Source organism: Streptomyces sp. NPDC086549 (genome assembly GCF_044746205.1).
GTDB lineage: Bacteria > Actinomycetota > Actinomycetes > Streptomycetales > Streptomycetaceae > Streptomyces.
Genome location: NZ_JBIVBS010000005.1, coordinates 371,900 through 394,435 on the forward strand (window position 1 = coordinate 371,900; position 22,536 = coordinate 394,435).

At 71.5% G+C, this 22,536-nt stretch carries 25 protein-coding genes and 1 pseudogene; 14 read left to right on the forward strand and 12 right to left on the reverse strand.

The window, feature by feature from the left end; genetic code table 11:
* Positions 1-66: 66 nt before the first annotated feature.
* Positions 67-1,023 (forward strand): GlxA family transcriptional regulator, encoded by a 957-nt coding sequence (locus tag ACIPSA_RS19590; RefSeq protein ID WP_402636293.1) that lies wholly within the window; start codon positions 67-69, stop codon positions 1,021-1,023.
* Positions 1,024-1,091: 68 nt separating this feature from the next.
* Positions 1,092-1,949, forward strand: a complete 858-nt coding sequence (locus ACIPSA_RS19595) for a hypothetical protein (RefSeq protein WP_402636296.1) — start codon at positions 1,092-1,094, stop codon at positions 1,947-1,949.
* 4 nt (positions 1,950-1,953) lie between these two features.
* On the opposite strand, the gene ACIPSA_RS19600 is transcribed toward ACIPSA_RS19595, so the two are convergent.
* The 3 genes from ACIPSA_RS19600 to ACIPSA_RS19610 all read right to left on the reverse strand — a co-directional run bounded on the left by ACIPSA_RS19600 (position 1,954) and on the right by ACIPSA_RS19610 (position 4,188).
* Positions 1,954-2,517, reverse strand: coding sequence for a TetR/AcrR family transcriptional regulator (locus ACIPSA_RS19600; protein ID WP_402636298.1), 564 nt, complete (start codon positions 2,515-2,517; stop codon positions 1,954-1,956).
* Positions 2,514-2,876 (reverse strand): DUF1304 domain-containing protein, encoded by a 363-nt coding sequence (locus tag ACIPSA_RS19605; RefSeq protein ID WP_402636301.1) that lies wholly within the window; start codon positions 2,874-2,876, stop codon positions 2,514-2,516. The genes ACIPSA_RS19600 and ACIPSA_RS19605 overlap by 4 nt, the downstream gene beginning before the upstream one ends.
* 64 nt (positions 2,877-2,940) lie before the next feature.
* Positions 2,941-4,188 carry a helix-turn-helix domain-containing protein gene (locus tag ACIPSA_RS19610; protein WP_402636304.1) on the reverse strand — a complete coding sequence of 416 codons (1,248 nt, stop codon included), beginning with the start codon at positions 4,186-4,188 and terminating at the stop codon, positions 2,941-2,943.
* Between the two features lie 327 nt (positions 4,189-4,515).
* Here ACIPSA_RS19610 and ACIPSA_RS19615 point away from each other — a divergent pair, with 327 nt between their 5' ends.
* From ACIPSA_RS19615 to ACIPSA_RS19635, 5 genes are read left to right on the forward strand one after another with little or no spacing between them, the layout of a single operon-like run.
* On the forward strand, positions 4,516-6,342 hold the full coding sequence (locus ACIPSA_RS19615) for an ATP-binding protein (RefSeq protein WP_402636307.1): 1,827 nt from the start codon (positions 4,516-4,518) through the stop codon (positions 6,340-6,342).
* Positions 6,343-6,347: 5 nt separating this feature from the next.
* Complete coding sequence (locus tag ACIPSA_RS19620) at positions 6,348-6,758, forward strand: roadblock/LC7 domain-containing protein (RefSeq protein WP_030043913.1); 411 nt, start codon at positions 6,348-6,350, stop codon at positions 6,756-6,758.
* On the forward strand, positions 6,755-7,126 hold the full coding sequence (locus ACIPSA_RS19625; RefSeq protein WP_402636309.1) for a DUF742 domain-containing protein: 372 nt from the start codon (positions 6,755-6,757) through the stop codon (positions 7,124-7,126). The genes ACIPSA_RS19620 and ACIPSA_RS19625 overlap by 4 nt, the downstream gene beginning before the upstream one ends.
* The gene (locus tag ACIPSA_RS19630) at positions 7,107-7,712 is read left to right on the forward strand and encodes a GTP-binding protein (RefSeq protein WP_402636312.1); all 606 of its coding nucleotides are present in this window, start codon (positions 7,107-7,109) and stop codon (positions 7,710-7,712) included. The genes ACIPSA_RS19625 and ACIPSA_RS19630 overlap by 20 nt, the downstream gene beginning before the upstream one ends.
* Entirely contained in the window at positions 7,709-8,950 is a 1,242-nt protein-coding gene (locus ACIPSA_RS19635; RefSeq protein WP_402636315.1) for a cytochrome P450, read from the forward strand. The genes ACIPSA_RS19630 and ACIPSA_RS19635 overlap by 4 nt, the downstream gene beginning before the upstream one ends.
* A 280-nt stretch (positions 8,951-9,230) precedes the next feature.
* On the opposite strand, the gene ACIPSA_RS19640 is transcribed toward ACIPSA_RS19635, so the two are convergent.
* Complete coding sequence (locus ACIPSA_RS19640; protein WP_402636318.1) at positions 9,231-10,961, reverse strand: hypothetical protein; 1,731 nt, start codon at positions 10,959-10,961, stop codon at positions 9,231-9,233.
* Positions 10,962-11,046: 85 nt separating this feature from the next.
* Between ACIPSA_RS19640 and ACIPSA_RS19645 the strand changes: the two genes are divergently transcribed.
* A complete protein-coding gene (locus tag ACIPSA_RS19645) occupies positions 11,047-11,268 on the forward strand; it encodes a hypothetical protein (protein ID WP_402636321.1) in 222 nt (73 codons plus the stop codon).
* A gap of 56 nt (positions 11,269-11,324) precedes the next feature.
* Here the strand turns inward: ACIPSA_RS19645 and ACIPSA_RS19650 are convergent, their stop codons facing one another.
* The 3 genes from ACIPSA_RS19650 to ACIPSA_RS19660 form a co-directional block, all read right to left on the reverse strand.
* Positions 11,325-11,495: a hypothetical protein gene (locus ACIPSA_RS19650; protein ID WP_402636323.1), complete on the reverse strand. Its 171-nt coding sequence runs from the start codon at positions 11,493-11,495 to the stop codon at positions 11,325-11,327.
* A gap of 288 nt (positions 11,496-11,783) precedes the next feature.
* The gene (locus ACIPSA_RS19655; RefSeq protein WP_402636326.1) at positions 11,784-13,415 is read right to left on the reverse strand and encodes an amidohydrolase; all 1,632 of its coding nucleotides are present in this window, start codon (positions 13,413-13,415) and stop codon (positions 11,784-11,786) included.
* A gap of 30 nt (positions 13,416-13,445) precedes the next feature.
* The gene (locus ACIPSA_RS19660) at positions 13,446-14,939 is read right to left on the reverse strand and encodes an APC family permease (RefSeq protein ID WP_402636328.1); all 1,494 of its coding nucleotides are present in this window, start codon (positions 14,937-14,939) and stop codon (positions 13,446-13,448) included.
* Between the two features lie 124 nt (positions 14,940-15,063).
* Here ACIPSA_RS19660 and ACIPSA_RS19665 point away from each other — a divergent pair, with 124 nt between their 5' ends.
* From ACIPSA_RS19665 to ACIPSA_RS19675, 3 genes are all read left to right on the forward strand, one after another.
* The gene (locus ACIPSA_RS19665) at positions 15,064-15,783 is read left to right on the forward strand and encodes a TetR/AcrR family transcriptional regulator (RefSeq protein ID WP_402636331.1); all 720 of its coding nucleotides are present in this window, start codon (positions 15,064-15,066) and stop codon (positions 15,781-15,783) included.
* 117 nt (positions 15,784-15,900) lie between these two features.
* Entirely contained in the window at positions 15,901-16,365 is a 465-nt protein-coding gene (locus tag ACIPSA_RS19670; RefSeq protein WP_402636333.1) for a pyridoxamine 5'-phosphate oxidase family protein, read from the forward strand.
* 221 nt (positions 16,366-16,586) lie between these two features.
* Positions 16,587-17,558 carry a cation diffusion facilitator family transporter gene (locus ACIPSA_RS19675; RefSeq protein WP_402636337.1) on the forward strand — a complete coding sequence of 324 codons (972 nt, stop codon included), beginning with the start codon at positions 16,587-16,589 and terminating at the stop codon, positions 17,556-17,558.
* A 101-nt stretch (positions 17,559-17,659) separates the two neighbouring features.
* Here the strand turns inward: ACIPSA_RS19675 and ACIPSA_RS19680 are convergent, their stop codons facing one another.
* The 3 genes from ACIPSA_RS19680 to ACIPSA_RS19690 all read right to left on the reverse strand — a co-directional run bounded on the left by ACIPSA_RS19680 (position 17,660) and on the right by ACIPSA_RS19690 (position 19,130).
* Positions 17,660-18,109 carry a nitroreductase family deazaflavin-dependent oxidoreductase gene (locus ACIPSA_RS19680; protein WP_402636340.1) on the reverse strand — a complete coding sequence of 150 codons (450 nt, stop codon included), beginning with the start codon at positions 18,107-18,109 and terminating at the stop codon, positions 17,660-17,662.
* Positions 18,110-18,201: 92 nt separating this feature from the next.
* Positions 18,202-18,834 carry a LysE family transporter gene (locus tag ACIPSA_RS19685; RefSeq protein WP_402636343.1) on the reverse strand — a complete coding sequence of 211 codons (633 nt, stop codon included), beginning with the start codon at positions 18,832-18,834 and terminating at the stop codon, positions 18,202-18,204.
* Positions 18,831-19,130, reverse strand: a complete 300-nt coding sequence (locus ACIPSA_RS19690; RefSeq protein ID WP_402636346.1) for a hypothetical protein — start codon at positions 19,128-19,130, stop codon at positions 18,831-18,833. The genes ACIPSA_RS19685 and ACIPSA_RS19690 overlap by 4 nt, the downstream gene beginning before the upstream one ends.
* On the opposite strand from ACIPSA_RS19690, the gene ACIPSA_RS19695 reads away from it, so the two are divergent.
* Together ACIPSA_RS19695 and ACIPSA_RS19700 are read left to right on the forward strand one after the other, a co-directional pair.
* Complete coding sequence (locus ACIPSA_RS19695) at positions 19,129-20,376, forward strand: cytochrome P450 (RefSeq protein WP_402636349.1); 1,248 nt, start codon at positions 19,129-19,131, stop codon at positions 20,374-20,376. The genes ACIPSA_RS19690 and ACIPSA_RS19695 overlap by 2 nt on opposite strands.
* Positions 20,377-20,406: 30 nt before the next feature.
* Complete coding sequence (locus ACIPSA_RS19700) at positions 20,407-20,616, forward strand: ferredoxin (protein WP_402636702.1); 210 nt, start codon at positions 20,407-20,409, stop codon at positions 20,614-20,616.
* Here the strand turns inward: ACIPSA_RS19700 and ACIPSA_RS19705 are convergent.
* A pseudogene (locus ACIPSA_RS19705) lies at positions 20,582-20,827 on the reverse strand (TetR/AcrR family transcriptional regulator); the annotation flags it as partial. The gene ACIPSA_RS19700 and the pseudogene ACIPSA_RS19705 overlap by 35 nt on opposite strands.
* A gap of 36 nt (positions 20,828-20,863) precedes the next feature.
* Between ACIPSA_RS19705 and ACIPSA_RS19710 the strand changes: the two are divergent.
* Positions 20,864-21,400 carry a flavoprotein gene (locus ACIPSA_RS19710; RefSeq protein ID WP_402636352.1) on the forward strand — a complete coding sequence of 179 codons (537 nt, stop codon included), beginning with the start codon at positions 20,864-20,866 and terminating at the stop codon, positions 21,398-21,400.
* A 25-nt stretch (positions 21,401-21,425) separates the two neighbouring features.
* Here ACIPSA_RS19710 and ACIPSA_RS19715 read toward each other — a convergent pair whose 3' ends face one another.
* Positions 21,426-22,292, reverse strand: coding sequence for an endo alpha-1,4 polygalactosaminidase (locus ACIPSA_RS19715; protein ID WP_402636354.1), 867 nt, complete (start codon positions 22,290-22,292; stop codon positions 21,426-21,428).
* Between the last annotated feature and the right edge of the window lie 244 nt (positions 22,293-22,536).

The window sequence follows — 22,536 nt, forward strand, 5'->3', positions numbered from 1 at the left end:
CCCAGCCTGCCGGGGCCCGCCCGCCCGTGAAATGGCATGATTGCCAAGCTTCGATAAGATCGTGCCATGCATGGCAAGCGGAGTGCGGAACGGGTCGTCGTCCTGGCCCTCGACGGCGTCTACCCCTTCGAGCTGGGCATCCCAGCCCGGATCTTCGGCGCGGCCGACGACCGCTACGAGGTGCTGACCTGCACCGTCGACGGGAAGCCGGTGCGTGCCAACGCCGACTTCTCGATCGCCGTCGACCACGGCCCCGACATCCTGGCCACGGCCGACACGGTGGTGGTCGTCTCCGTCACGCCCTCGCGGATCCCGGCCGAGCTGCCCCCCGAGGTCGCTGCCGCGCTCGCGATGATCCGCCCCGACGCGCGGATCGTCTCCATCTGCACCGCCGCGTTCGTCCTCGCCGCGGCCGGGCTGCTCGACGGCCGCAGGGCCACCACGCACTGGCAGGTGGCCGACCGCTTCCGGGCGATGTACCCGCAGGTCGACCTCGACCCGGACGTGCTGTTCGTCGACGACGGCCGGATCCTCACCTCGGCCGGCGCCGCCTCCGGTGTGGACGTCTGTCTGCACGTGGTCCGCACGGACCACGGCAGCGAGCTGGCCAACAAGGTGGCCCGGCGCTGCGTCGTCCCCCCGTTCCGGGACGGCGGCCAGGCCCAGTACATCGAGCAGCCGGTCCCGGAGAGCGGCGCCGCGAGCACCGCCGCGACCCGCGCCTGGGCCCTGGAACACCTCGACGAACCGCTGACCCTGACCGACCTGGCCGGCCATGCCCGGATGAGCCTGCGCACCTTCGCCCGCCGCTTCAACGAGGAGGTGGGGCTCAGCCCCGGCCGCTGGCTGATCCAGCAGCGCGTCGTCCGGGCCCGGCATCTGCTGGAGTCCAGCGACCTGTCCGTGGACCGGATCGCCGGCCAGGTCGGCTTCGCGACGGGTGCCTCCCTGCGCCAGCATCTGCACGCGGCGATCGGGGTCTCCCCGCAGGCGTACCGGCGTACCTTCCAGACGGCCCGCTGACCCCCGAACGTTCCGGCCCGGTGCCACGTCGAAGGACCGGAACACGAGCGGAGGACCAGGGGGCGGGGATGCGCGGAGGCCTTGTGGCACTGACCGTACTGGCGGCCGTGACGGCGGTGGCCTGCGACGACGGGAACGGGCCGGACGTGGTGGTCAAGGGCACGCCGCCTGCGACGCCCTACAGCGGTCCGCTGTACGTCCCCACCAAGTCCGTCGACCAGAGTACCCCGCAGGCCCTGCGCACCGCGTCCGGCGCGGCCGGCCGGGCACTGGAGTGCGACGGGGAGATCTACGACGGCGGCGGGCCCGACGGGTGGGACAGCCGCGACGGCGGTGACACGCCCGAGGACGGCCTGAAGCTGTACTTCGACATGTTCGAGCCGATGCTCCCGGACCACGGCTACCGCGTGGAGCGCAGGGAAGCGGACCGTGTGCTGTACTCCTTCGACGTCGGCGGCCGTACCAAGGTGGCGGTCGTGGTCGCCAAGGACCAGAAGGACCGGCCCGGTTGGGGCCCGGAGACCAACGCCTCCTGCGATCCGGCCGAACTTCCGGCGAGCTTCACGGACTCACAGGAGTACGAGATCTGGACGGACAAGGACGGCAGGCGGGCACCGGTCGCGGAGATCACCGGTTACGCCGGTGCCGAGCACTGCGACTGGCAGAAGGCCCACTTCCTGGACCTGGGCAGGGGCGAGGACCGCAGGACCTACGCCCGCGACCCCGACGGCGTGCTCGACACCGACATCATGCTGACCGCCCCGTACGACGGCGACGTGCGCATGTCCGCCGACGCGCACGACACCGGATACCGCTACCACGACCGGCAGTTGTGGCTGACGGACGACCGGTCGACGGCGTACGTCCGCACCCCCGACGGAGTGGAGGCCTGGCCCCTGATGAAGCAGGGCCCGGCCTGCAAGTGAGGCGTCACCGGCTCATGTGCAGGGCGACCAGCAACTGCCATACCTGGTCGGCCACTTCGTCGGAGGTGGCCACCAGGAGCCCGTGCAGCCAGTCGGCGAGGACACCCGCGAAGGTGGCCGCCACGGCCGAGGCGACCAGCGGGGCGTCCGCGGCGCCCGCCAGCTCGCGCTCGGCCAGGCTGCGGGCCCGCAGGTCCCGGTGCAGGACCAGGCCCAGCGGCCCGCCGCCGCCCGGCGCGAGCAGGGTCCGGTACAGGGCCGCGTGCGGGGCGAGGCCCGCGAAGAACGCCGGCAGCGCGGGCGGGGCGTGCACCGGATCGGGCCGTCCGCGCCAGGCGTGCAGCGCCTCCACGGCCTCCCGTACGACGTCCGCGCAGGCGTCGGTCGCCAGCGCCTCCAGGCTGTCGTAGTGCACGTAGAAGGTGGCCCGGCCCACCCCGGCCCGGCGCACCAGCGAGGCGACGCCCACCTCCTCCAGCGGGCGCTCGGCGCACTCGTCCAGCAGGGCCTTGCGCAGCCGCGCCCGGGTGCGCGCGGCCCGCGGGTCCTCGGGCGCGGTCCCGGTCACCGGGCGGCGAGGACGGCGGCCAGCGCGAGCGCGCCGGGCAGTGCCTGCGCGAACAGGATGCGACGGTTGGCCGTGGCCGCGCCGTACACACCCGCGACGACCACGCACGACAGGAAGAACACCTGCGCGCGGAACCCGGTGGGATCCGCGGCGATCAGCCCCCATATCAGGCCCGCCGCCAGGAAACCGTTGTAGAGCCCCTGGTTGGCGGCCAGCGGCGCGGTCGCCCGCGCCATCTCGGGGTCGAAGCCGTGCAGCCCCCGGCCCGGCTTCTTCTCCCACAGGAACATCTCCAGCACCAGGATGTACGCGTGCAGCGCGGCCACCAGGCCGACCAGCACGTTCGCCACGATTTCCATGATCAGCGGACTCCTCACACCACTTGGACAGGTGTCCAATATAGCTGGACAGGTGTCCAGGAAGTCACTCGGGGGTGCCGCCTCCCCCGAATCCGGCGCCCCTGCGCAGCTCCCAGGCCCGCAGCGCCAGTTGCATCTCGAAGCGGGCCGCCGGGTCGTGCAGCAGGCCACCGAACAGCTCGTCCAGCTGCCGCATCCGGTAGCGAACGGTCTGCGGGTGCACGGCCAGGCGCGCGGCGACCTCGGTGACGCCCCGGCCGGACTGGAGCCAGCTCAGCAGGGTCTCCGCCAGCCGCTCGCGCTGCGGCGGGCGCACCTGCTCCAGCGGGCGCAGCCGACGCTCGGCCACGGCGTCCAGCAACGCGTCGTCGCGCAGCAGCAGAAGCGTGGACAGATGGTCCTGGCAGCGCACGACCCCGGCGTCCTCCTCGGCGCCCACGAGCACACCCCGGCGGACCAGGTCCAGTGCCTCGGCCGCCCAGCGCAGCGACCGCGCGCCCTCCTGGAGCGCGACCGTCGGACCCATCGCCGCGCGCAGCCCGTTCAGCGCCCCGGCCACCGCCCGGGCCCGCCCCGGCCCCTCCGGGTCGGGCACCACCAGCACCGCCGGCTGCGTATCGAACCGGGCGAGGAACTCCGGCGGCACGATGGGCTCCGTCCCCGACCACGGACCGTGCTCGACCGCCACCACCGCCACCGCCCGCGGCACCGTCCAGCGCGCGGCGTGCGCGAGATCCGCGATCGCCTCGGCCGCGGCCGGGGGATCGGCGGTCAGCAGGTCGATCAGGCGTGCGCGCCGCTGCTGGAGCTCACCGGCCGCGTGCAGACGGGCCTCGGTGTAGCCCGCCGTCGTCGCGGCCGCCATCTCGTCCAGGTGCAGGAACAGTGCCTCGCCGAAGGCGCCCAGCACGTGACGGGGCAGCAGGCCGTCGTCCACCAGGGCGTTCACCCGGCGCCAGGTCACCCGGGCGCCCAGCCGCAGGGCCCACTGGAACGAGTCGAGACTGCGCCCCTCCTCGGCCTCGCCGCGGCCGATGCGCTGGTACGTCGCCTTCACCGGCGCCCAGTCGATGTCCGGCTCGGCCATCCGCTCCAGGAATCCCTGCAGCGCGTGATCCACGCCCCGGTGCACACCCTGCATGTACGTGTCGTCCGTCGGACGCGCGTACTCGGGGATCTCCGTCCTGATCGCCCGGACGACCTCCTCGGTGATATCGGCGAAAAACGGTCTGAGGCGGTCGTGCAGACCCGGCGGCAGTGACTTGAACGGGCCGCGGATGTCGACTTCTTCCGCTCCGGCTCTCTTTGGCACTCCGGCGACGATACCGGCGAGTAACCCGCCGGGGCTCATCACGAACGGACAGTTGTCGCGGCGGGGACTGTCGAACGCTGACAAGTGGGGTGTCGGTAAGTTCCCTCGTCTGTATGGGGGTTTGTCGATTTGGGGCTCCTGTCTGAGAGTGACGGAACCCTCACGTCGGCGATGTCCGCGGTTGATCCTTTCGGGTCCAAACCCGATAAGCTCCAGTCCTGCACTGCGAGTTGACGTCACAATCTTCACGTCGGCTCGTAGTGCGTACTCATGAGTGCGGCCCTTGCACACCCCCCATTTCGATCGTGTTGCTTTCGAAGGATGCAGATGGAACTCGCCACTCCGCCCCCGGCGGCGCGGGCCCCTGTCGCCTGGTACAGCTGGTGGCTGATGCCACTGGCCTTAGGAGGAGGGACGGTTGCCGCCACGTTCATGAGCTCCGAGCGGATAAGCGTCGCGGTCGCCGGTGCCGCCGCGACCGCCGCCGGCTCGGTGTGCGTACGGCTCCTGATCCGCTCGCAGAAGCAGCTGCGCCGCTCCGAGGGCAGCTTCCGCTCCTCGCAGGCCGAGCACTCCCAGCAGTGGCAGCAGCATGTCTCCGGCCTGGAACGGAAGTTCAGCGCCGAGCGCGCCGCCCTGGAGGCCCAGCTGACCGAGCAGGCGGCCGCCTACGAGGCTCGGATCGGCGAACACACGGCGGTCTACGAGGCTCAGCTCGGTGACAACGCCCGGGCGTACGAGGAGCGGCTGGCCGACCAGGCCACGTCCTACGAGGCACAGCTCACCGACCGGGCCGAGGTCTGGCAGGAGCAGGTCGCGCACCAGCGGGCCGCCGTCACGCGGCTCGCTGACGAGCAGCTGCCGGAGGCGCTGAAGCGGCTGCGCGCCGGTGACGCCATCGACGACCTGCTGCCGGCGACGGAGCAGCGCGCGAAGGTCGACAAGGAACTCCAGACGGATCTGCGCCGGATCCTGCGGACCTCCCTGATCGGCGTCGAGGAGGAGTTCAACCGCTCGACCTCCGCCGAGCAGGCCGTGATCAGCATCGGCAACCGCATCCACGTCCTGACCAGCAAGCTCCGCGGCCGCCTGCACGAGATGCAGGGCGAGCACGGCCGGCTGCCCGCCGTGGCACGCGGTCTCATGGAGCTCGACCAGGAGCTCGGCCCCGCCGACTCGCTCGCCGCGAGCATCGGCGTGCTGGGCGGCTCGGACCGGCCGGGCCGGCAGTGGCAGGAGCCGCAGCGGCTGCTCAGCGTGGTCCGTGGCGGCATCGGCCGGATCAAGGACTTCCATCGGGTCGAGGTACGCCATCTGCCCGAACTCGGCGTCGACGGCGGCCTGGTGGACCACCTCACGCTGGTCTTCGCCCACCTCCTGGACAACGCGGCCCGCTATTCGCCGCCCACCGAGCCGGTGATCGTCTCCGGCAAGGAGGTGCCGAACGGTGTCGGCATCGAGATCCAGGACTCCGGCAAGGGCCTGAGCGAGGAGAAGAAGCGCGAGGCCGAGCACTCCCTCACGGGCACCGCGGCCGGCCCCGGCCTCGGCGGTATCTCCGAGGACGCCAACATCGGTCTGCGCGTCGTCGGCATCCTCGCCCGCCGCTACGGCATCCGCGTCACCTTCGCGGACTCGCCCTGGCTCGGCACCTCGGTGGTCGTCGTGGTCCCGCACAAGTACTTCAGCCCCCTCACGGCCGCCACCCCGGCGACCACGCCCGCCGCCCCGGCCACCCCCGCACCCGCGGCGCCCGCGGCCGACGACCCGGTGGTCACCGAACCGGTGCAGGCCGACACCGCCGACATGGTGGACACCACGCCGGGCGGACTGCCCCGGCGCAGGAGCCGGCACCGCGAGACGGAGCCGGACCGGTCACCGCAGCGGGCCGACCGCGCGGACGTCACCCGGGTCGCCGCGGTCCCCCCGGACGAGTCGTTCGCCGGCCTCGCCGCCTTCGCCACGGCCGGACGCGAGTCCACCGGGCCGGAGACGGCGACCGCGGACCGGTCCTTGGCCGAGTTCGGGATTCCGGCCGCCGCCGGGCACGAGTCCACGGAGGAGGAGACCCTCGGCCTGCGCCGTGAGCCCGAGGCACCCGCGACGTCCGACCGCCGCGAGTCCACCTCGCATCGAATTGAAGAGAGCGACTAGTCCACATGACGCAACAGGGAACCGACGTGAGCTGGGCGCTCCGCGATCTGGTGGAGAGCATCCCGGAGATCCGCTTCGCCCTCGTGGCCTCCAGCGACGGCAAGGCCATCACCTCCTTTGGCGCCGAAGACCCCGACGACGTGGACCGCTTCGCGGCCGTGGTGGCCGGCCTGCAGGCCCTGGCCCAGCCGGTCGCCGAGCAGTTCCCCAAGTACGCGGGCCAGCTGCGCCTCGCGATGATCGAGGTCGACGGGGGCCATCTGTTCGTCGTGCGGGCGGGTGTCGAGACGTATCTCGGTGTCCTGGCCAGGGAAGGACTCGACCAGGGCCTGCTGGGACACCAGATGAGGGACCTGGCCCGCAGGATGGGTGAGCTCCTCGGCACCACTCCGCGCCTGGAGGAGCACTCTGGATGAGTGCTCCCCGCCGGCCCACGGACCCGTCCGGTCTTGAGCGCTACTACGTCCTCACCGGGGGACGCAGCGGACCGGGCGGGTCGGCGTCGACCCTCGACGTGGCGACCCTCATCGTCTCCCGCACCGCGCCCTCACCGGGGATGCAGCACGAGCACGAGGAGATAGTCCGGCGCTGCCGCGACCCGCTGTCGGTGGCCGAACTCGGCGCCCATCTCGGATTGCCCTTCAACATTCTCGCGGTGCTGTTGGCGGATCTGCTGGACGCAGGCCGTATTGAAGCCCGTGATCCCATCCCGGCGCACCACGCCGGACGCGGGCCCGACCTCGCGCTCCTCCAGGAGGTACTCAGTGGACTGGAAAGGCTTTGACCATCCCGGCGAACCGGCCGCCGGGGGCACCCGCTCGGTCAAGGTGATGATCGCCGGCGGGTTCGGCACGGGAAAGACCACCATGGTCCGCTCCGTCAGTGACATCAAGCCGCTCACCACCGAGGAGACCCTCACCCAGGCCAGCGTCGAGGACGACCACCTCATCGGCGTCGCCGACAAGGCCGAGACCACCGTCAGCCTGGACTTCGGCAAGATCAGCCTCAACGAAAGCCTGATGCTGTACCTGTTCGGGACGCCGGGCCAGGAGCGGTTCTGGTTCCTGTGGAACGGTCTGTTCAAGGGCGCGCTCGGCGCGGTGGTCCTGGTGGACACCCGCCGCCTGGCCTCCAGTTTCCGGGCGATCGAGGAGATGGAGCGGCAGAACGTGCCCTTCGTCATCGCGCTGAACATCTTCCCCGACTCCAAGGAGCACCCGGTCGAGGAGATCCGGGACGCCCTGGACATCTCCCCGGACATCCCGGTCGTCGCGTGCGACGCCCGCGACCGGGCCTCCAGCCGGGACGTGCTCGTCGCGCTGATCCGTCATCTGCAGGAACGCTCGGCCGTCGCAGTGGAGTCCCGATGAACGACCAGTCCCACGGTTCCGGCGCCGCGGGCGGGTGCCCCGTCGCGCACGGCGACGGCATCACCCGGCTGTACGGACCCGAGTCGGCGACCGACTCGCACGGCATCTACGAGCGGCTGCGCAAGCGGTACGGAGCGGTCGCTCCCGTCCTGCTGGAGGGCGACGTCCCCGCCTGGCTGGTGCTCGGCTACCGCGAGAGCCGCCGGGTGCTGGACAATCCGTTGCAGTTCAGCCGGGATTCGAGGATCTGGCGGGACTGGAACGAGGGCCGGATCGCCGAGACCTCGCCGCTGATTCCGATGCTGGCCTGGCGCCCCGACTGCGTCTCCCAGGACGGCGAGCCGCACCGCCGGCTGCGCGGCGCGGTCAACGATGTGCTGCAGGCTGCTGTCGGCCGCGGTATCCGGCGCCACGCCACGCACTTCGCCAACAAGCAGATCGACGGGTTCGCGGACAAGGGCCGCGCCGATCTGGTGGCGGACTACGCCGACTATCTGCCGATGCTCGTGATGACCCGCATTCTGGGGCTTGCCGAGGCGGAGGGGCGCAGGCTGGTCGAGTCCTGCGCCCAGGTGCTCAAGGGCGGCGAGGACGCCCTGATGCACGACGGCATGATCAGGGAGATCTTCGGTGAACTCGCCGAGCGCAGGCGGTCCGAACCCGGCTCCGACCTCGCCACCGGCCTGCTGGAGCATCACGCGGCCCTCGACCACGACGAGGTCGTCCACCACCTGCGCGTGGTGCTGATCGCCGCGCACGTCACGACCAACCTGCTGGCCCGGGTGCTGCAGCTGGTCCTGACCGACGCCTCCCGGCTCTCCGGGCTGATCAGCGGTCAGCTGAACATCTCGGCGGTGGTGGAGGAGGTCATGTGGAACTCTCCGCCGCTGGCCGTCATGCCGGGGCGCTTCGCCGCCAGCGATGTCGAACTGGGCGGGCAACGCATCGAGGAGGGCGACCTGCTCGTTCTCGGCCTCGCCTCGGGCAACCTCGACCCCGAGGTCCGGCCCGACCCGGGTGTCTCGGTGCAGGGCAACCAGGCGCACCTGGCGTTCGGCGCGGGCCCGCACGAGTGCCCCGGACAGAGCATCGGGCAGTCCATGATCGAGGTTGCGGTGGACGTCCTGCTGCACCGACTGCCGGGCCTGCGGCTGGCCGTGCCGGCGGATGAGCTCACCACGACCGCCTCCACCTGGGATTCTCGGCTGGACAGGCTGCCGGTCGAGTTCCCGGTGTGAGCACGCTGCTGCCCGGTCGGAAACCCGACCGGGCAGCAGGTCGTCCCCGGAGCCCCGTCCGGCCGACTCTGCGGCGGCCGCCGGGCCTTCCCGAGACCAGCGCCCACGCGTGGTCGCCGCTGATCCAGTGTTGGATGGCCTCCACACCCGTCCGCACCCGGTTCCGCTCGTCAGGACGCGGACGGCGACTTTGGCAGTGCTCCCGCCGCCGTGTCGACGAGGTCGGTGGTGAGGGTGGCCCCACCACCGTCTACCGGGTTTCTGGAACGGGACCGAGGCGTCAGCCGTCGAGCCAGTCGCCCGTGACGCCCGTAGGACGGTGTCCCGTGGCGTTCCAGAGGAAATGCGGGTGGGCGCTGCCGAACATATAGGCGAGCAGCGCGGTGTCTTCCCTCCCGGTTTGAGGGTCGTGCAGGGTGTAAAAGTATTCACATCCGACTGCGCCGGAGTCTTGTTGGACATCACGAGCGCGGTCCGGGGACGGTGCGGCTCTGGATGCCTCCACGGCGGCGATGTAGGTGCGGCGCAGGATCTCCCATGCGCTGTCGATGTTGCCGTACCAGGGGCCGTGCAGTGCTTCGAAGGCATGGAGCTCGGCGTCGAAGAGGGGCCATGTCTGGGGGTATTGGGCTCGGCAGCGTGCGGACAGCTCGGCGGTCCGGGGGCTCAGCGCTGGTGCGGTGGGCCGCGGGGTGATGGTGAGGGTGGTGCCGTCGGTGAGGATGCCGGTGCATGCGTTGGGCTGCAGGTCGCAGAGCGGGCACTCCTCGGCCGGGGGGAGGCCCTGGGTGATGCCGTCGAACCACAGGGCGTGGCGGCCCGTGAGCCCCATCCAGACGATGGTGGTGGGCATCAGCCAGGTGTTCCACATCGGGGGATGCGCCTCGGGCATGCAGTCGTACTTGACGCGGGCGATGGCGCAGGCAGCGAAGAGGGCCTTGGTGTGGGTGGGCATGTCGGCGAGCCAGAAGTTGCTGATCTCGCCGGTGAGGGCGTCGGCTCGTACGTCGGTCATGTCGTCGATGACGCGGCACAGCAGCAGGGCGGCGAGGTGTTCTTCCTGCCAGAGTTCGGTGTCGGGTGAGACGTGCCAGAACAGGCAGTCCAGCATCTGCAGGAGTGCGTAGGTGCTCTGGGTGAGTGGGTTGGTCTGGGGGAGCGAGACGGTGCCCGCGTGGTGCTGTTGGAGCCAGTACTCGTCGACGGATCGCTTATGGGCTGCGTAGAGTCCGCAGACCAGGGCCCGTGCGCTGTTGGTGCTGAAACTCTCGGCCAAGCGGCCTTCGACGAGTTGGGTGAGGCGCGTGGTATCGATGGTGTCGATCACGCGTTTGTACTCGTGGAAGAGGAGGATGTCGTCCTCGAAGCGGTGGCGGTGGCCAAGGTCTCGTTCAAGGTCGTTCAACTGCCGGACCCAGGACCATCCAAGAGTCAGGACGCTGTCGAGTTCCGGGCGGTACGGCCAGGTCTTGACGGTGAGGGGACGACCGGCGCTCTGTCGCCAACGGTAGTCATCCAGCGTGCGTGCGGGGGGCGTGGGCAGCCGACGGCACAGGGGGCAGTCGCAGACGGTTGTCTGCTCCTCCTCGCGCGGCGGGGCGAGCGCCCGGCTCCGCCAGGCCCCTTCCAGCATCATGGAGGTCAGTCGGCAGACCTCGATATCGGTGCTGACCTGGGGGAAGGCTGCCTCGATCGTGCGCAGGCTGGTGTCGAGCCGCCTCAACCTGGCGTAGCCCTCCTCGTCGGGTGGGAGGAACGCGCGCGGCGCCAGCTGTAGGGCTCCCTCCACATGCAGCGTGGTGCTGGAGCGGGGGGATATGAGTTCGTCCAGCCGCTGCTGAGCGGCGTTCTGGCAGCTTCGGTACTGCTCCGTGCTCGCATTGATGCGTTTCGCCAAGAGGCGGGCCAGGGTGTTCCCCGCCTCCTCGGGCTGGAGCTGGGCGCTCGGCTGCGCCGGGAGCGAGCTGTCGGCGGGCGCCTTCGGAACAGCACCTACGACTTGAGATGTCACACCGGTCTCCTTCAAGCTGTGGTCCTGGCAACGGAATCGATCGACCGTGGTTGTCGGCCGGTCGTGTCCGAGGATCTTCTGTCCCTTGCGCGACGGCCTCGCCGGACAGCCGGACTCACGCGACCGGCTCCGGCTCCTGCTGCGAACGACGGCGAGGGGCACGACTGCTGCGTTGACGGCCGAGGAAGCGGAGCGGGTCGCCCACCTGCCCGTCGAGGACGAACTGCCGCGTGCCCGCTCGGTTCTCGAACGCGACGGGCCGCTCGTCCACGGCAGATTCACCCTCGACACCGCCGGCCTTCCATGAACGGCCCGCCCTTGTCGAAGCGCTCTTACTGCAAGTCGGGTACCAGCAGCGCCGCTTCAGCTGTGTTGATCAGCAAGCACTCGCGGCCTGCTGCCCGCGGGGCGCAGCGGGGTGATGATGAGCTCGCGCGCGACCTCGGCTGTCGGATCCGCGCGGTCCGGCCGGCTGGCGTCGAACCGGTCGTCGAAGAGAAAGGCCAGGGAGAACCAGTTCATCAGGACGTCCATGTCGTCCGCCGACGCGTGCGGAAAGGTGCGGGCGGCGGCCTGTGGCAGGTCCGAGGGCCTGTACTCGGAGGGTGTCGAAAGGCAGGTCGAACCTGACGTCCTGAGGCATAGATGTCCTTCCGGGATACGGAACGCAGAGCCCCCCGCCCCTGCGAACGGGCGGCCGGATCGGCCGCCCGCGCACTCGAACTCCGCTTCCTGGCCGGAAAGTTGGGCCGAGAAGCGTTACGAGACTGCCCAGAGCGTAAATGATCTACACCGTGATACTGCCGTGACGTGTGTTACTGCTCACGCCTCATGAGCCGCGTACACTACCTGGCCCCCTACATAGGTGAGCGCCACCTTCGCCTCCGCGATCGCCTCCGCCGGTCCCGCGAACGGATCGCGGTCCAGGACCACCAGATCGGCCAGCGCCCCGGCGGCCACCCGGCCCGTGTCGTCCAGCCCGTTCACGTACGCCGACCCGGCCGTGTACGCCGTGAACGCCTGCGCCGCACCGATCCGCTCGCCGGGCAGGAACACCGGGTTTGTGCCGCCCGGCTCCACGCGGTTGACCGCGACATGGATGCCCTGCAGCGGATCCGGGCTGCTCACCGGCCAGTCGCTGCCCGCCGCGAGCCGCGCCCCGGAGCGCAGCAGCGACCCGAACGGGTACTGCCACGCGGCGCGTTCGGGCCCGAGGAAGGGAATCGTCAGCTCGTCCATCTGCGGCTCGTGCGCCGCCCACAGCGGCTGGATGTTGGCGGTGGCACCGAGCCGGGCGAAGCGCGGCACATCCTCGGGATGCACGACCTGAAGATGCGCAAGATGCGGCCGGGTGTCGCTCGGCCCGTTCGCGGCGCGCGCCGCCTCGATCGCGTCCAGCGCGTCGCGCACGGCCCGGTCGCCCAGCGCGTGGAAGTGGCACTGGAAACCGAGTGCGTCCAATTCGGTCACATACAGCGGAAGTTGCTGTGGATCGATGAAGCTGTTGCCTCGATTGGCCGTCGTGCAGCCGCAGTTGTCGAGGTACGGATCCAGCAGTGCCGCCGTACCGTTCTCCGCGACCCCGTCCAGCATCAGCTTCACGCTGCCCGCCCGGAACCGCCCGTGGCTCAAGGCGGCCCGGCGCTCGACGAGTTCGGGGATCTGCTCGGCGCCGCGCTCCCGGTCCCACCACAGCGCGCCGACCACCCGCGCGGTCAGCGAGCCGTCCTGGGCCGCTGTCCGATACGCGTCAGAGGGGTCGTCCATGCCGAGGAAGTCCCCGACCAGCGCGTCCTGCCAGGCCGTGATGCCCAGCGCGTGCAGATGGCGCTGGGCGTGCAGCAGCGCGGCGAGCCGGTCGGCCGCGGTGGCCGGCGGGGTGAGACGGCCGACGAGCTGCATCGCGCCTTCCTGCAGCGTGCCGCTCGGCTCACCGGAGGCGTCGCGCTCGATCCGTCCGTCGGCCGGGTCGGGCGTGTCCCGGGTGATGCCCGCGAGCTCCAGGGCACGGCTGTTGACCCAGGCGCCGTGGTGGTCGCGGTTGGGGAGATAGACGGGCCGGTCGGGGACGACCGCGTCCAGCAGCTCCTTCGTCGGCGTACCGCCCTCGAACGCCTCCATCGACCAGCCGCCGCCGAGGATCCACTCCCGCTGCGGATGCGCGGCCGCGTACGCGCGCACGGCGGCCAGTGTCTCGTCGGCGGTCCGCGTCCCGGTCAGATCGCACTGGGTGAGCTCCAGGCCCGCCGGCACGGGGTGCACATGGGCGTCCTGGAAGCCGGGCAGCAGCAGCCGTCCGGCCAGGTCGACCACCTGCGTCCGGGGCCCGGCGAGTTCGTGCACCTCGTCGTGCCCGACGGCGGTGATCCGGTCGCCGGTGACGGCCACGGCACTCGCCGTGCGGCCCTCGGGGGTGAGGACGGGGCCGCCGGTGAAGAGGAGATCAGCGTGCATGTTCTCTTTCCTTGTGGGGTCGGTCGGGGGTCAGTTGGGGGTGGCGAGCAGCTGCGGCGCGTCGGCGTCCGTGCCCTCGCCGGTGCGGAAGTACGGGGAGCGGCGCACCCACTTGGCGTACGCGGCGGCGACGAAGCCGGACGCGATCATCGCCAGCGGCATGAGCAGCAGGAACCAGCCGTTGTCCGGACGGAGTTCCAGCCGGTCGGCGGAGGTGTAGAAGGACCAGCCGAGGTAGCCGCCGAGGCCCAGGAGCGCGGCGGCGCTCAGGGTGGGCAGCACCACGGCCCGTACCCCCTGCCAGGGGTCGGTGCGCAGCAGGGAGCGGAAGCGCACGGCGGCGGCGAGCGCGGTGAGCGCGTAGGAGAGCGCGACGACGATGCCGACGGCGTTCACGGTCGCCAGGATCATGTCGGCGAGCCGCGGGATCACCAGGGCGAGCGCGGCCACCGCGGTGGCGATCGCCCCGATCAGCAGGGTGCCGGCCGCCGGTGTTCCGTACCGGGCGCTGACCTTGGACCACACCGGGCCGACGGTACGGTCCCGGCTCATCGCGAACATGCCGCGCGCCGTGGGGATCACCCCGGCCTGGAGCGAGGCCACGGCCGAGAACATCAGGGCCACCAGAGGCAGCGCGGCCAGCGGCTGCGCGGCCAGCCGGTCACCGAAGTACGCCAGGCCCTGGGCCCCGTGCCCGGCCAGCTCGTCCTCGGACAGCACCCGCTGGAAGGCGACCGAGCCGAGCAGGAACAGCGCCAGCATCGTCACCAGGGTGATCATTCCGGCACGGGAGGCGTCCCGCGGGTGGCGGACCTCCTCGTTGACGCTGAACGCGGCCTCGAAGCCCCAGTAGCAGAACACCGACAGCAGCATCCCCTGCGCGAGCGCCGACGCCGACGGAATGGCGAAGGGGTCGAACCAGGAGAGGCTGAAGTCGTGCGGGCCGGTGACTATGCCGTAGCCGCAGAACCCGAGCAGCACGACGTACTCGAAGACGAGCAGGCCGCTCTGCAACCGCGCCGCGGTGCGGATGCCCGTCACGGCCGTCAGCGTGACGGCGATCAGGATCCCGATGCCCACCGCCGTCGACTGCGCGGTCGACCCCGGATCCAGCGCGAGTCCGGCCACCCGGTGCAGCCCGGCCTCGCCGGCCAGCTGCAGGATCGCCGACCCGGTGACGGCCGTGGTGTAGGCGAGGAACGCGACCGACGCCGAGAGGTTCACCCAGCCGACCATGAAGCCGAGCCACGGGTTGAGCGAACGTCCCACCCACACATACCCGTTGCCGGCGTTGGGCTCCACCCTGTTCAGGCGGGAGAAGGCGCCCGCGATGCCCAGGATCGGCAGGAACGCTAGCAGCATGATGGCCGGCAGATGCAGGCCGACCACCCCGGCCGTGACCCCGAGGCCGATGCCGATGCTGGTGGTCGCGGCCGTGCTGGACGCGGCGACGGCGATGCCGTCCAGGACCCCGAGGGACCTGCGCAGCTCGGGCGGGTCGACGTTGCGGGACGTGTCGTTCATGGCCGGCTCTCCGCTCGCACCTGGGGGCCTGGCCGGCCCCGGTGAGCGGACATGAAACTGCCCGGGTCCTTCACAGGTCAACGGTGTTGTCATAAGGTGCCCGCACATCCCAGGGAGGACTCCCATGAGCGAACGCGTCGTCCCGCCCACGGCCCGGCAGCGCAGGCGTCCCACGAAGCAGGGCGTCGTCCTGTCCACGGAACTGATCGTCGCCACGGCCCTCGGACTGATCGAGGAGCACGGTGCCGACGCCCTGTCCGTGCGCCGTCTGGGGCGGGCGCTGGGCGCCGACCCCAGCAGTCTGTACCGCTACTTCCGGCACACCGACGACCTGATGCTCGCCGTCGCCGACGAGCTGATCGGCCGCACCATGCGCAGCTGGCGCCCCACCGGCGACTGGCTCGCCGACCTGCGCGAACTGGGCCTGCGCATGCACGACGGCGCCCTCGCCCACCCCCGGGCGGCGGTGCTCAGCTCCTACCGGGTGACCGGACGGGCGTACGAGATCCAGGCCGTCGAGGCCATCCTCGGCGTACTGCGCGGCGCCGGCTTCCCCGACGCCGAGGCGGTGCGCATCTACCACGCCTTCGTCGACCAGGCCCTGGCCTTCGCCGCGCTGGACTCCGCCTCCCTGTCCCTGCCGAGGTCCGCCCGGGAGGCCGAGGCGGAGGTCTGGCGGGCGACCTACGCCCGGCTGCCCGCCGACACCCACCCGCACATCGCCGCGACCGCCCGCCACCTGGTGGCCTCCATGCGGGGGAGCTCCTACCCGGCCGCCCTGGAACTGCTGCTGAGCGCGGCGGCGGCCCGGCTGGCGGAGATCGGCGCGGCGAGGAACGACTGACGGTCACACATGGCCGCGCTCGTCCGTCATCCCGATGAGACCGATCAACGAGCACGATCAACGAGCACGATCAATGAGCCGGATCAATGGCACCGACCACGAGGAGGCCGCAGGCCGATGACGCCGCCGCCCGCCCGCACCGCCGAACAGCGCAAGCAGGACACCCTCCGCAGGCTGGAGCACGACGAGGATCTCTGGGTCGCCACCGCGGCCGCCGACGGGGGAGCGCCTTACCTCGTTCCGCTCTCGTTCGTGTGGGACGGCGAGACCCTGCTGCTCGCCACCCCGGCCGCCGCCCCCACCGGCCGCAACCTGGTGGCGACCGGCACCGCACGGCTCGGTGTCGGACCGACCCGGGACGTCGTCATGATCGAGGGCGACGTCGAGCCCTTGGCCTGCGACGAACTGCCCGAGGAGGAAGCCGACCGCTTCGCCGCGGAGACCGGCTTCGATCCGCGCCGGCTCACCACGCGCTACCTGTACTTCCGGGTCCGCCCACGACGCGTGCAGGCCTGGCGCGAGGCCAACGAACTGGACGGGCGTGAACTGATGCGCGACGGTAAGTGGCTGGTGGACGACTGAACCGGACGGCCGGGAGTCGGCAAGCCGGCCGCCGGAGGCGAGGGGCGCGGCGGGGCCGTACGCGGAGCGCGGACACGACGACCCGGCCGGGCGCTGCTTCACCCCGCGCCTCGGAGCGTCCACGGTGCCCGAACAGGGCTGAGCCGAATCCGGGCCTCCGGTGGAGGCCGTCGGCCCACGGCACGCGGTGTGAGCGGACCGGTCCGGGGCAGTCGGTGTACGTGAGCGGGACATCCTCCGATCGCCGGGCCGACGGCAGGACGCGGGTCACCGTGCTGGTGGCGCTCGTGGCCAATCTGGTCATCGCCGTCGCCAAGGCCGTCGGCGGCTTCGTCGCCGGGTCGCCCGCGCTGCTGTCGGAGGCGGCGCACTCGGTCGCCGACAGCCTCAACGAGGTCTTCCTGCTGGCCGCGCTGCGCCGCAGCCGGCGCCCCGCCGACGAGCGGCACCCCTTCGGCTACGGCAAGGAGCGCTTCTTCTGGTCGCTCCTCGCGGCCGTCGGGATCTTCGTCATGGGCGGCTGCTTCTCCTTCTTCCAGGGCTTCGAGGCCCTGCGCAACGGCACGGAGGAGAAGTTCAGCGGCTATGTGGCGGGCCTGGCCGTGCTCGGCGTCGCGCTGGTCGCCGAGGGGGCCTCCCTGCTGCGGGCGCTGTACCAGGTGCGCGGGCAGGACGGCGGCCGCGGCGGTCTGCGTGATCCGGCTCTGCGCACGGTCGTGGCCGAGGACGCCACCGCGGTGCTCGGCGTGACGCTCGCGATCGCCGGCATGGCCCTGCACATGGTCACCGGGCAGGTGGTCTGGGAGGCCTCCGCCACGCTGGGGATCGGCCTGCTGCTCGTGTACGTCGCCTACCGCCTGGGACGCGACGCGCGCGACCAGCTCATCGGCGAGGCCGCCGACCCCGAGCTGAGCGCCCGGATCCGGGCCCTGCTGCGGGCACAGCCCGAGATCGACAGCGTGGAGGCGCTGTTCACGATGAAACTGGGGCTCGACTCGACCCTGGTGGCGGCCCGGGTGGACCTGGTGCCCGGCGTGGACAGTGAGACGGTCGAGGAGGCGGCCGTACGGATCAAGCGCTCCGTCGCCCGTACCGTCCCCGAGGCCGACAAGATCTTCCTCGACGTCACGGACCGCCCGGCGGCCGAGGCACGGGAGGGCCCCGCCGCGACGGGGGAACGCGGCGGGGCCTGACGCACGGGTGCCCGGAGCGGAGCCGGTTCATGCCTCCCCGGAACAGATTTTTCTAAAAAACCGGGTTCCGCGGCCGGAAAGACGGTGATCCGCGGCCTGAATCAGTCGCCGTCGGCCGGTTCGAGCACGAAGACCGGGATCTCCCTGGAGGTCTTCTCCTGGTACTCCGCGTACGGCGGATACGCGGCCACGGCCCGGTCCCACCACGCGGCCTTCTCCTGGCCGGTCACCTCACGGGCCGTCATGTCCTGCTTGACCGGCCCGTCCTGCAGCTCCACGCGGGGCTCGGACTTGACGTTGAAGTACCAGACCGGATGCTTGGGCGCACCGCCCTGCGAGGCGACCACGGCGTACCGGCCGTCGTGCTCCACCCGCATCAGCGGTGTCTTGCGGATCTTGCCGCTCCTGGCACCCAGGGTCGTCAGCAGGATCACGGGCATCCCCGTGTCCAGCAGTGTCGTCCCCTTGGTGCCGCCAGAGCTCTCGTACAACTCGACCTGCTCCCGCACCCACTGGGTCGGGCTGGGCTCGTACTCGCCCTCAAGAGGCATGAGGTTGGTCCCCTCGTCGGTACTGCGGCTTACTGGCAGCATCCTTCAACACCGGCGCACGCGCGAATCATCCGCTCTTCGGTCCTCGCCGGTCACGCCGGTGACACCGCCATCCGTACCGCGAGCGCCATGATCACGCCACTCGACAACAGCGCGGTCACCAGCCGTCCGCGGTGGCCGGTCAGGGTGTGGCCGAGCAGCGCGCCGCCCCCGGCGAGCAGCAGCTGCCAGCTCGCGGAAGCCGCGAAGGCACCCAGCACGAAGAGGCCCTGCTCCAGCGGGCGTACGGCATCCGCGGTGCGGGTGCCGAGCACCAGAGCGGCGAAGTAGATCACGGTGGTGGGGTTCAGCAGGGTGATACCGAGAAGTCCGAGATACGCCCGTGCCGGGCCGGGTACCGGCCGGTCCGGGCGGGTGGCGAGCCGGTGCAGGCGGTACTGCCGCAGTGCGGCGGCCGCGCCCCACACCGCCAGCACGGCCAGCACCAGGGCCGAGGCCCAGCGCAGCGGTCCGAGCACCGGCCGCAGCACCGCCGCCACGGCGGTGCCCCCGACGGTGGCGAGCAGGGCGTAGAGGCCGTCGGCACTCGCCACGCCCAGCGCGGCGCAGGCGCCGGTCCGAAGGGACGTACGAGCCGTGAGGGACACTAGATAGGTCGCGACCGCTCCGACGGGTACGGCGATGCCGTAGCCGGCGAGCAGGCCCGCGACGAGTGCGGCCGTCACGAGCGCGCGGAATCGGGCCTCCGCGGACGGCCGGGCTGCTGCTGGACCCGCACCGGAACAACAACGGCGGCGGAGGTCGGCGGCAGGAAGGCGTCAGTCGTGGTCATGGGCAGATCCTGCGGTCCGCGACCCGGCGTCGGCAAGAGAATTTCGGCGTGGAAACGACGGTCGAGGACATGAGGTCCGGCCAGATCGCGTGGATCACCGATCTGGCCGAACTTTCCGTCGCTCCATAGGTGCCCGGGGCATCTAATGATGATCGGCACCACGCACCCTTCGTCTGCGAGGTCTTCCATGACGGAACTGCCGGAACTGACGGAACCGACGGAACTCACGAGCCCGGCCCATCCGACCGAACCCGTCGCCTTCCCCCAGGACCGCACCTGCCCCTACCACCCGCCGACCGGCTACGACCCGCTGCGCGACCAGGGCCCCCTGGCCCGGGTCACCCTCTACGACGGCCGGCCGGCCTGGCTGGTCACCGGCCATGCCGCCGCCCGCGCGCTGCTGTCCGACCCCCGCCTGTCCACCGACCGCACCCGCCCCGGCTTCCCCATGCCCACGGCCCGCTTCGCGGCGGCCCGCGCCATCCGGGTGGCCCTGCTGGGCGTCGACGACCCCGAGCACCGCACCCAGCGGCGGATGATGATCCCGTCCTTCACCCTCAAGCGTGCCGCCGAGCTGCGGCCCGACATCCAGCGGATCGTCGACGGGCTGATCGACGCGATGATCGCGCAGGGCCCGCCCGCGGAGCTGGTGAGCGCCTTCGCGCTGCCCGTGCCGTCCATGGTGATCTGCGCCCTGCTCGGCGTCCCGTATGCCGACCACGAATTCTTCGAGGAGCAGTCGCACCGCCTGCTGCGCGGCCCGGAGGCCGCCGACACACTGGACGCGCGCCACCGGCTGGAGGTCTATCTGGGCGGGCTGATCGACCGCAAGAGCCAGGAGGCGGAGCCGGGCGACGGCATCCTCGACGAACTCGTCCACCAGCGACTGCGAGACGGCGAGCTGGAGCGTGAGCAGCTCGTCTCGCTGGGGATCATCCTGCTGGTCGCGGGCCACGAGACGACCGCCAACATGATCTCCCTCGGCACCTTCACGCTCCTGCGGAACCCCGAGCGGCTGGCCGAACTCCGTGCCGACCCCGCGCTGCTGCCGGCCGCGGTCGAGGAGCTGATGCGGATGCTGTCGATCGCCGACGGGCTGCTCCGGATCGCCCTGGAGGACATCGAGGTGGCCGGGACGAGGATCCGCACGGGCGAGGGCGTGGTCTTCGCGACCTCCGTCATCAACCGGGACGACTCCGTCTACGCCGAGCCCGACGCCCTGGACTGGCACCGCCCGGCCCGCCACCACGTGGCCTTCGGCTTCGGCGTCCACCAGTGCCTCGGCCAGAACCTGGCCCGCGCCGAGATGGAGATCGCCCTCGGCACGCTCTTCGAGCGGCTGCCGGGACTCCGCCTGGCCGCACCCCCGGAGGAGATTCCGTTCAAATCCGGCGACACGATCCAGGGGATGCTGGAACTCCCCGTGAACTGGTAAGAGGCTCATGCCATGCACACAGAACGCGCCATGCACATCGACATCGACAGGGACGCCTGTATCGGCGCGGGCCAGTGCGCCCTGGCCGCCCCGGGCGTCTTCACCCAGGACGACGACGGCTACAGCATGCTCCTGCCCGGCCGGGAGGACGGCGGCGGCGACCCGATGGTGCGGGACGCGGCCAACGCCTGCCCGGTCGGTGCCATCAAGGTGACCGAGGCGGAGGCCGCCGCCGGCTGACGTCAGCCGGCCGTCGCCGGCAGCGTCCGCGCCCCTCGCGGGCCTCGGCCGTCGGCATCGTGCTCCGGTCGACGCCCGCCGTGACCATGGCCCCCTCGGCCGGCAGGAACAGGGGGCCGGTCAGTGCGGCGGGCAGCCCCGCGCGGGTCACCGGAGCGGTGAGGTACTCCCGGAACGCCCGCTTGTGCGCGCGCACCTGGTCCTCCACCCGCGAGGGCTGTCCTTCCCGTGCGAGTAGGGTTCCCGGATGACCGAACAGGCCGGGAAACCCTTCCTCTACCTCGTCGTGTGCGCCGCCGGGGTCGCCGCGGGCGTCAGCGAACTGATCACCGCCGCGCAGGAGCGGGACTGGGAGGTCGGGGTCATAGCGACGCCGGTCGCCATGGGCGGGTTCTTCGACGCCGCCGCCGTCGAGGCGCAGACCGGCCGCCCCGTCCGCTCCGCCTGGCGGACCCCGGCCGATCCGCGTCCCTTCCCGCCGCCCGACGCCGTGGTGGTCGCGCCCGCCACCTTCAACACCGTCAACAAGTGGGCGGCCGGGGTCGCCGACACCCTCGCCCTGGGCACCCTCTGCGAGGCCTACGGCGTGGGCGTCCCGACCGTTGCCCTGCCGTGCGTGGCGGACGCGCTCGCCGCCCATCCCGCCTACCAGGACAGCCTCATACGGCTGCGCGGGATGGGCGTCCGGTTCGGCGAGCCCTACTCCGGTGAGCCCGACGAGTACGGCAGGCGGCCCAAGTTCCCGTGGGCGGACGCCCTGGACCTGCTGGAGCGCCACTGGTGACGGACCGGCCGCGGACGGGGCGCGGTCACGGCCGCACCTCGCGCACGTACCCGGCGCTGCCCGGCGTCGAGACCATGCGGTCCCGGCGCACGATGCTCAGCCTGCCGCCGAACCCCGCGACGGCCCGGCGCAGGCCCTCCTCCGAGTACTCGATGACGACCACCCGGTCGTCGAACGCCTTGGCGTAGGTGCCGCACTCGTCGTACTGGCCGCACTCCTCGGCCACGGCGAAGTCCAGCCCGGCCTTCCTCCGGACGCCGGCCAGTTCCGGCGTGTTCTTCTGGCCGATGGCCAGGTGCCGGGCGTGCGCGTGCCGGGAGAGCAGAGCGATGAACGCGGTCGCGTCGTCGGCGGTCAGCAGGTGCCGGGAGCGGGTGTAGCTGTCGTAGTTGTCCGGCTCGACGGCGTCGAAGCCCTTGTCGGCGCACTCGTCGATCCAGCGGCCGACCCGCTTCGCCACGCGCTCGCGCCCGGCCGGGGTGCGGATGTCGAGCAGCGCCTCGTTCCAGTCCTTGTCGACGACCACCTCGCCGTCGGCGTCGCGCAGCAGCAGGTCGGCGGGCCAGGAGGCGCGTTCCTGCGGCTGTGCCTGGAAGGCGTTGACATAGCAGATGTTGTACAGGCCGCGCGCGGGGGACGACGAACGGTCGCGGCTGACGATGCGAACCCCCTGCGGCGGGGGATAGGCGCCACCGATCTGGTAGTCGAAACCGGCGTGCCGCGGCGGGAGCCGCACGTCCGGGGAGGCGCTCCGCGACGACTTCGGCCGGTCCGCCCGCGAAGGGCCGCTCGATCCGCATCCCGTCAGCCCCACGGCCATCGCGACGGCAAGCACGACAGCGCCGACGGCCGTCCCGGGACCTCCGACGCGGGAAACACCCTTGACGGGCATGTCCGCTCCATCAATCGCGGGTACGACCCCGCCTCGGACCGGCGCGGCGGTCCTGGCGACTTGGGCCGGACTGAGAACGTGTCCGTTACCGGCTGGGCGCACCTCTGCGTGCCCGTGCTGGGCATGGGCACGTGATCAGGATCAAATCGTCCGCACACCGCCGCCGTCAAGTGGGGCTCGCACGACGACAAGTGAGGGCCCGTACGACGACGTACGCTCCCAGGTGATGACCGACCCGAAGGCA

What these genes read in the sequence shown, in the direction of transcription:
- ACIPSA_RS19650 (WP_402636323.1), bottom strand. Translation starts at nt 11,495, where the DNA reads ATGGACGTCCTGATGAACTGGTTCTCCCTGGCCTTTCTCTTCGACGAC.
- ACIPSA_RS19635 (WP_402636315.1), top strand. Translation starts at nt 7,709, where the DNA reads ATGAACGACCAGTCCCACGGTTCCGGCGCCGCGGGCGGGTGCCCCGTC.
- ACIPSA_RS19655 (WP_402636326.1), bottom strand. Translation starts at nt 13,415, where the DNA reads ATGCACGCTGATCTCCTCTTCACCGGCGGCCCCGTCCTCACCCCCGAG.
- ACIPSA_RS19710 (WP_402636352.1), top strand. Translation starts at nt 20,864, where the DNA reads ATGACCGAACAGGCCGGGAAACCCTTCCTCTACCTCGTCGTGTGCGCC.
- ACIPSA_RS19590 (WP_402636293.1), top strand. Translation starts at nt 67, where the DNA reads ATGCATGGCAAGCGGAGTGCGGAACGGGTCGTCGTCCTGGCCCTCGAC.
- ACIPSA_RS19625 (WP_402636309.1), top strand. Translation starts at nt 6,755, where the DNA reads ATGAGTGCTCCCCGCCGGCCCACGGACCCGTCCGGTCTTGAGCGCTAC.
- ACIPSA_RS19670 (WP_402636333.1), top strand. Translation starts at nt 15,901, where the DNA reads ATGACGCCGCCGCCCGCCCGCACCGCCGAACAGCGCAAGCAGGACACC.
- ACIPSA_RS19620 (WP_030043913.1), top strand. Translation starts at nt 6,348, where the DNA reads ATGACGCAACAGGGAACCGACGTGAGCTGGGCGCTCCGCGATCTGGTG.
- ACIPSA_RS19605 (WP_402636301.1), bottom strand. Translation starts at nt 2,876, where the DNA reads ATGGAAATCGTGGCGAACGTGCTGGTCGGCCTGGTGGCCGCGCTGCAC.
- ACIPSA_RS19690 (WP_402636346.1), bottom strand. Translation starts at nt 19,130, where the DNA reads ATGGAAGACCTCGCAGACGAAGGGTGCGTGGTGCCGATCATCATTAGA.
- ACIPSA_RS19715 (WP_402636354.1), bottom strand. Translation starts at nt 22,292, where the DNA reads ATGCCCGTCAAGGGTGTTTCCCGCGTCGGAGGTCCCGGGACGGCCGTC.
- ACIPSA_RS19660 (WP_402636328.1), bottom strand. Translation starts at nt 14,939, where the DNA reads ATGAACGACACGTCCCGCAACGTCGACCCGCCCGAGCTGCGCAGGTCC.
- ACIPSA_RS19595 (WP_402636296.1), top strand. Translation starts at nt 1,092, where the DNA reads ATGCGCGGAGGCCTTGTGGCACTGACCGTACTGGCGGCCGTGACGGCG.
- ACIPSA_RS19680 (WP_402636340.1), bottom strand. Translation starts at nt 18,109, where the DNA reads ATGCCTCTTGAGGGCGAGTACGAGCCCAGCCCGACCCAGTGGGTGCGG.
- ACIPSA_RS19665 (WP_402636331.1), top strand. Translation starts at nt 15,064, where the DNA reads ATGAGCGAACGCGTCGTCCCGCCCACGGCCCGGCAGCGCAGGCGTCCC.
- ACIPSA_RS19700 (WP_402636702.1), top strand. Translation starts at nt 20,407, where the DNA reads ATGCACATCGACATCGACAGGGACGCCTGTATCGGCGCGGGCCAGTGC.
- ACIPSA_RS19695 (WP_402636349.1), top strand. Translation starts at nt 19,129, where the DNA reads ATGACGGAACTGCCGGAACTGACGGAACCGACGGAACTCACGAGCCCG.
- ACIPSA_RS19615 (WP_402636307.1), top strand. Translation starts at nt 4,516, where the DNA reads ATGGAACTCGCCACTCCGCCCCCGGCGGCGCGGGCCCCTGTCGCCTGG.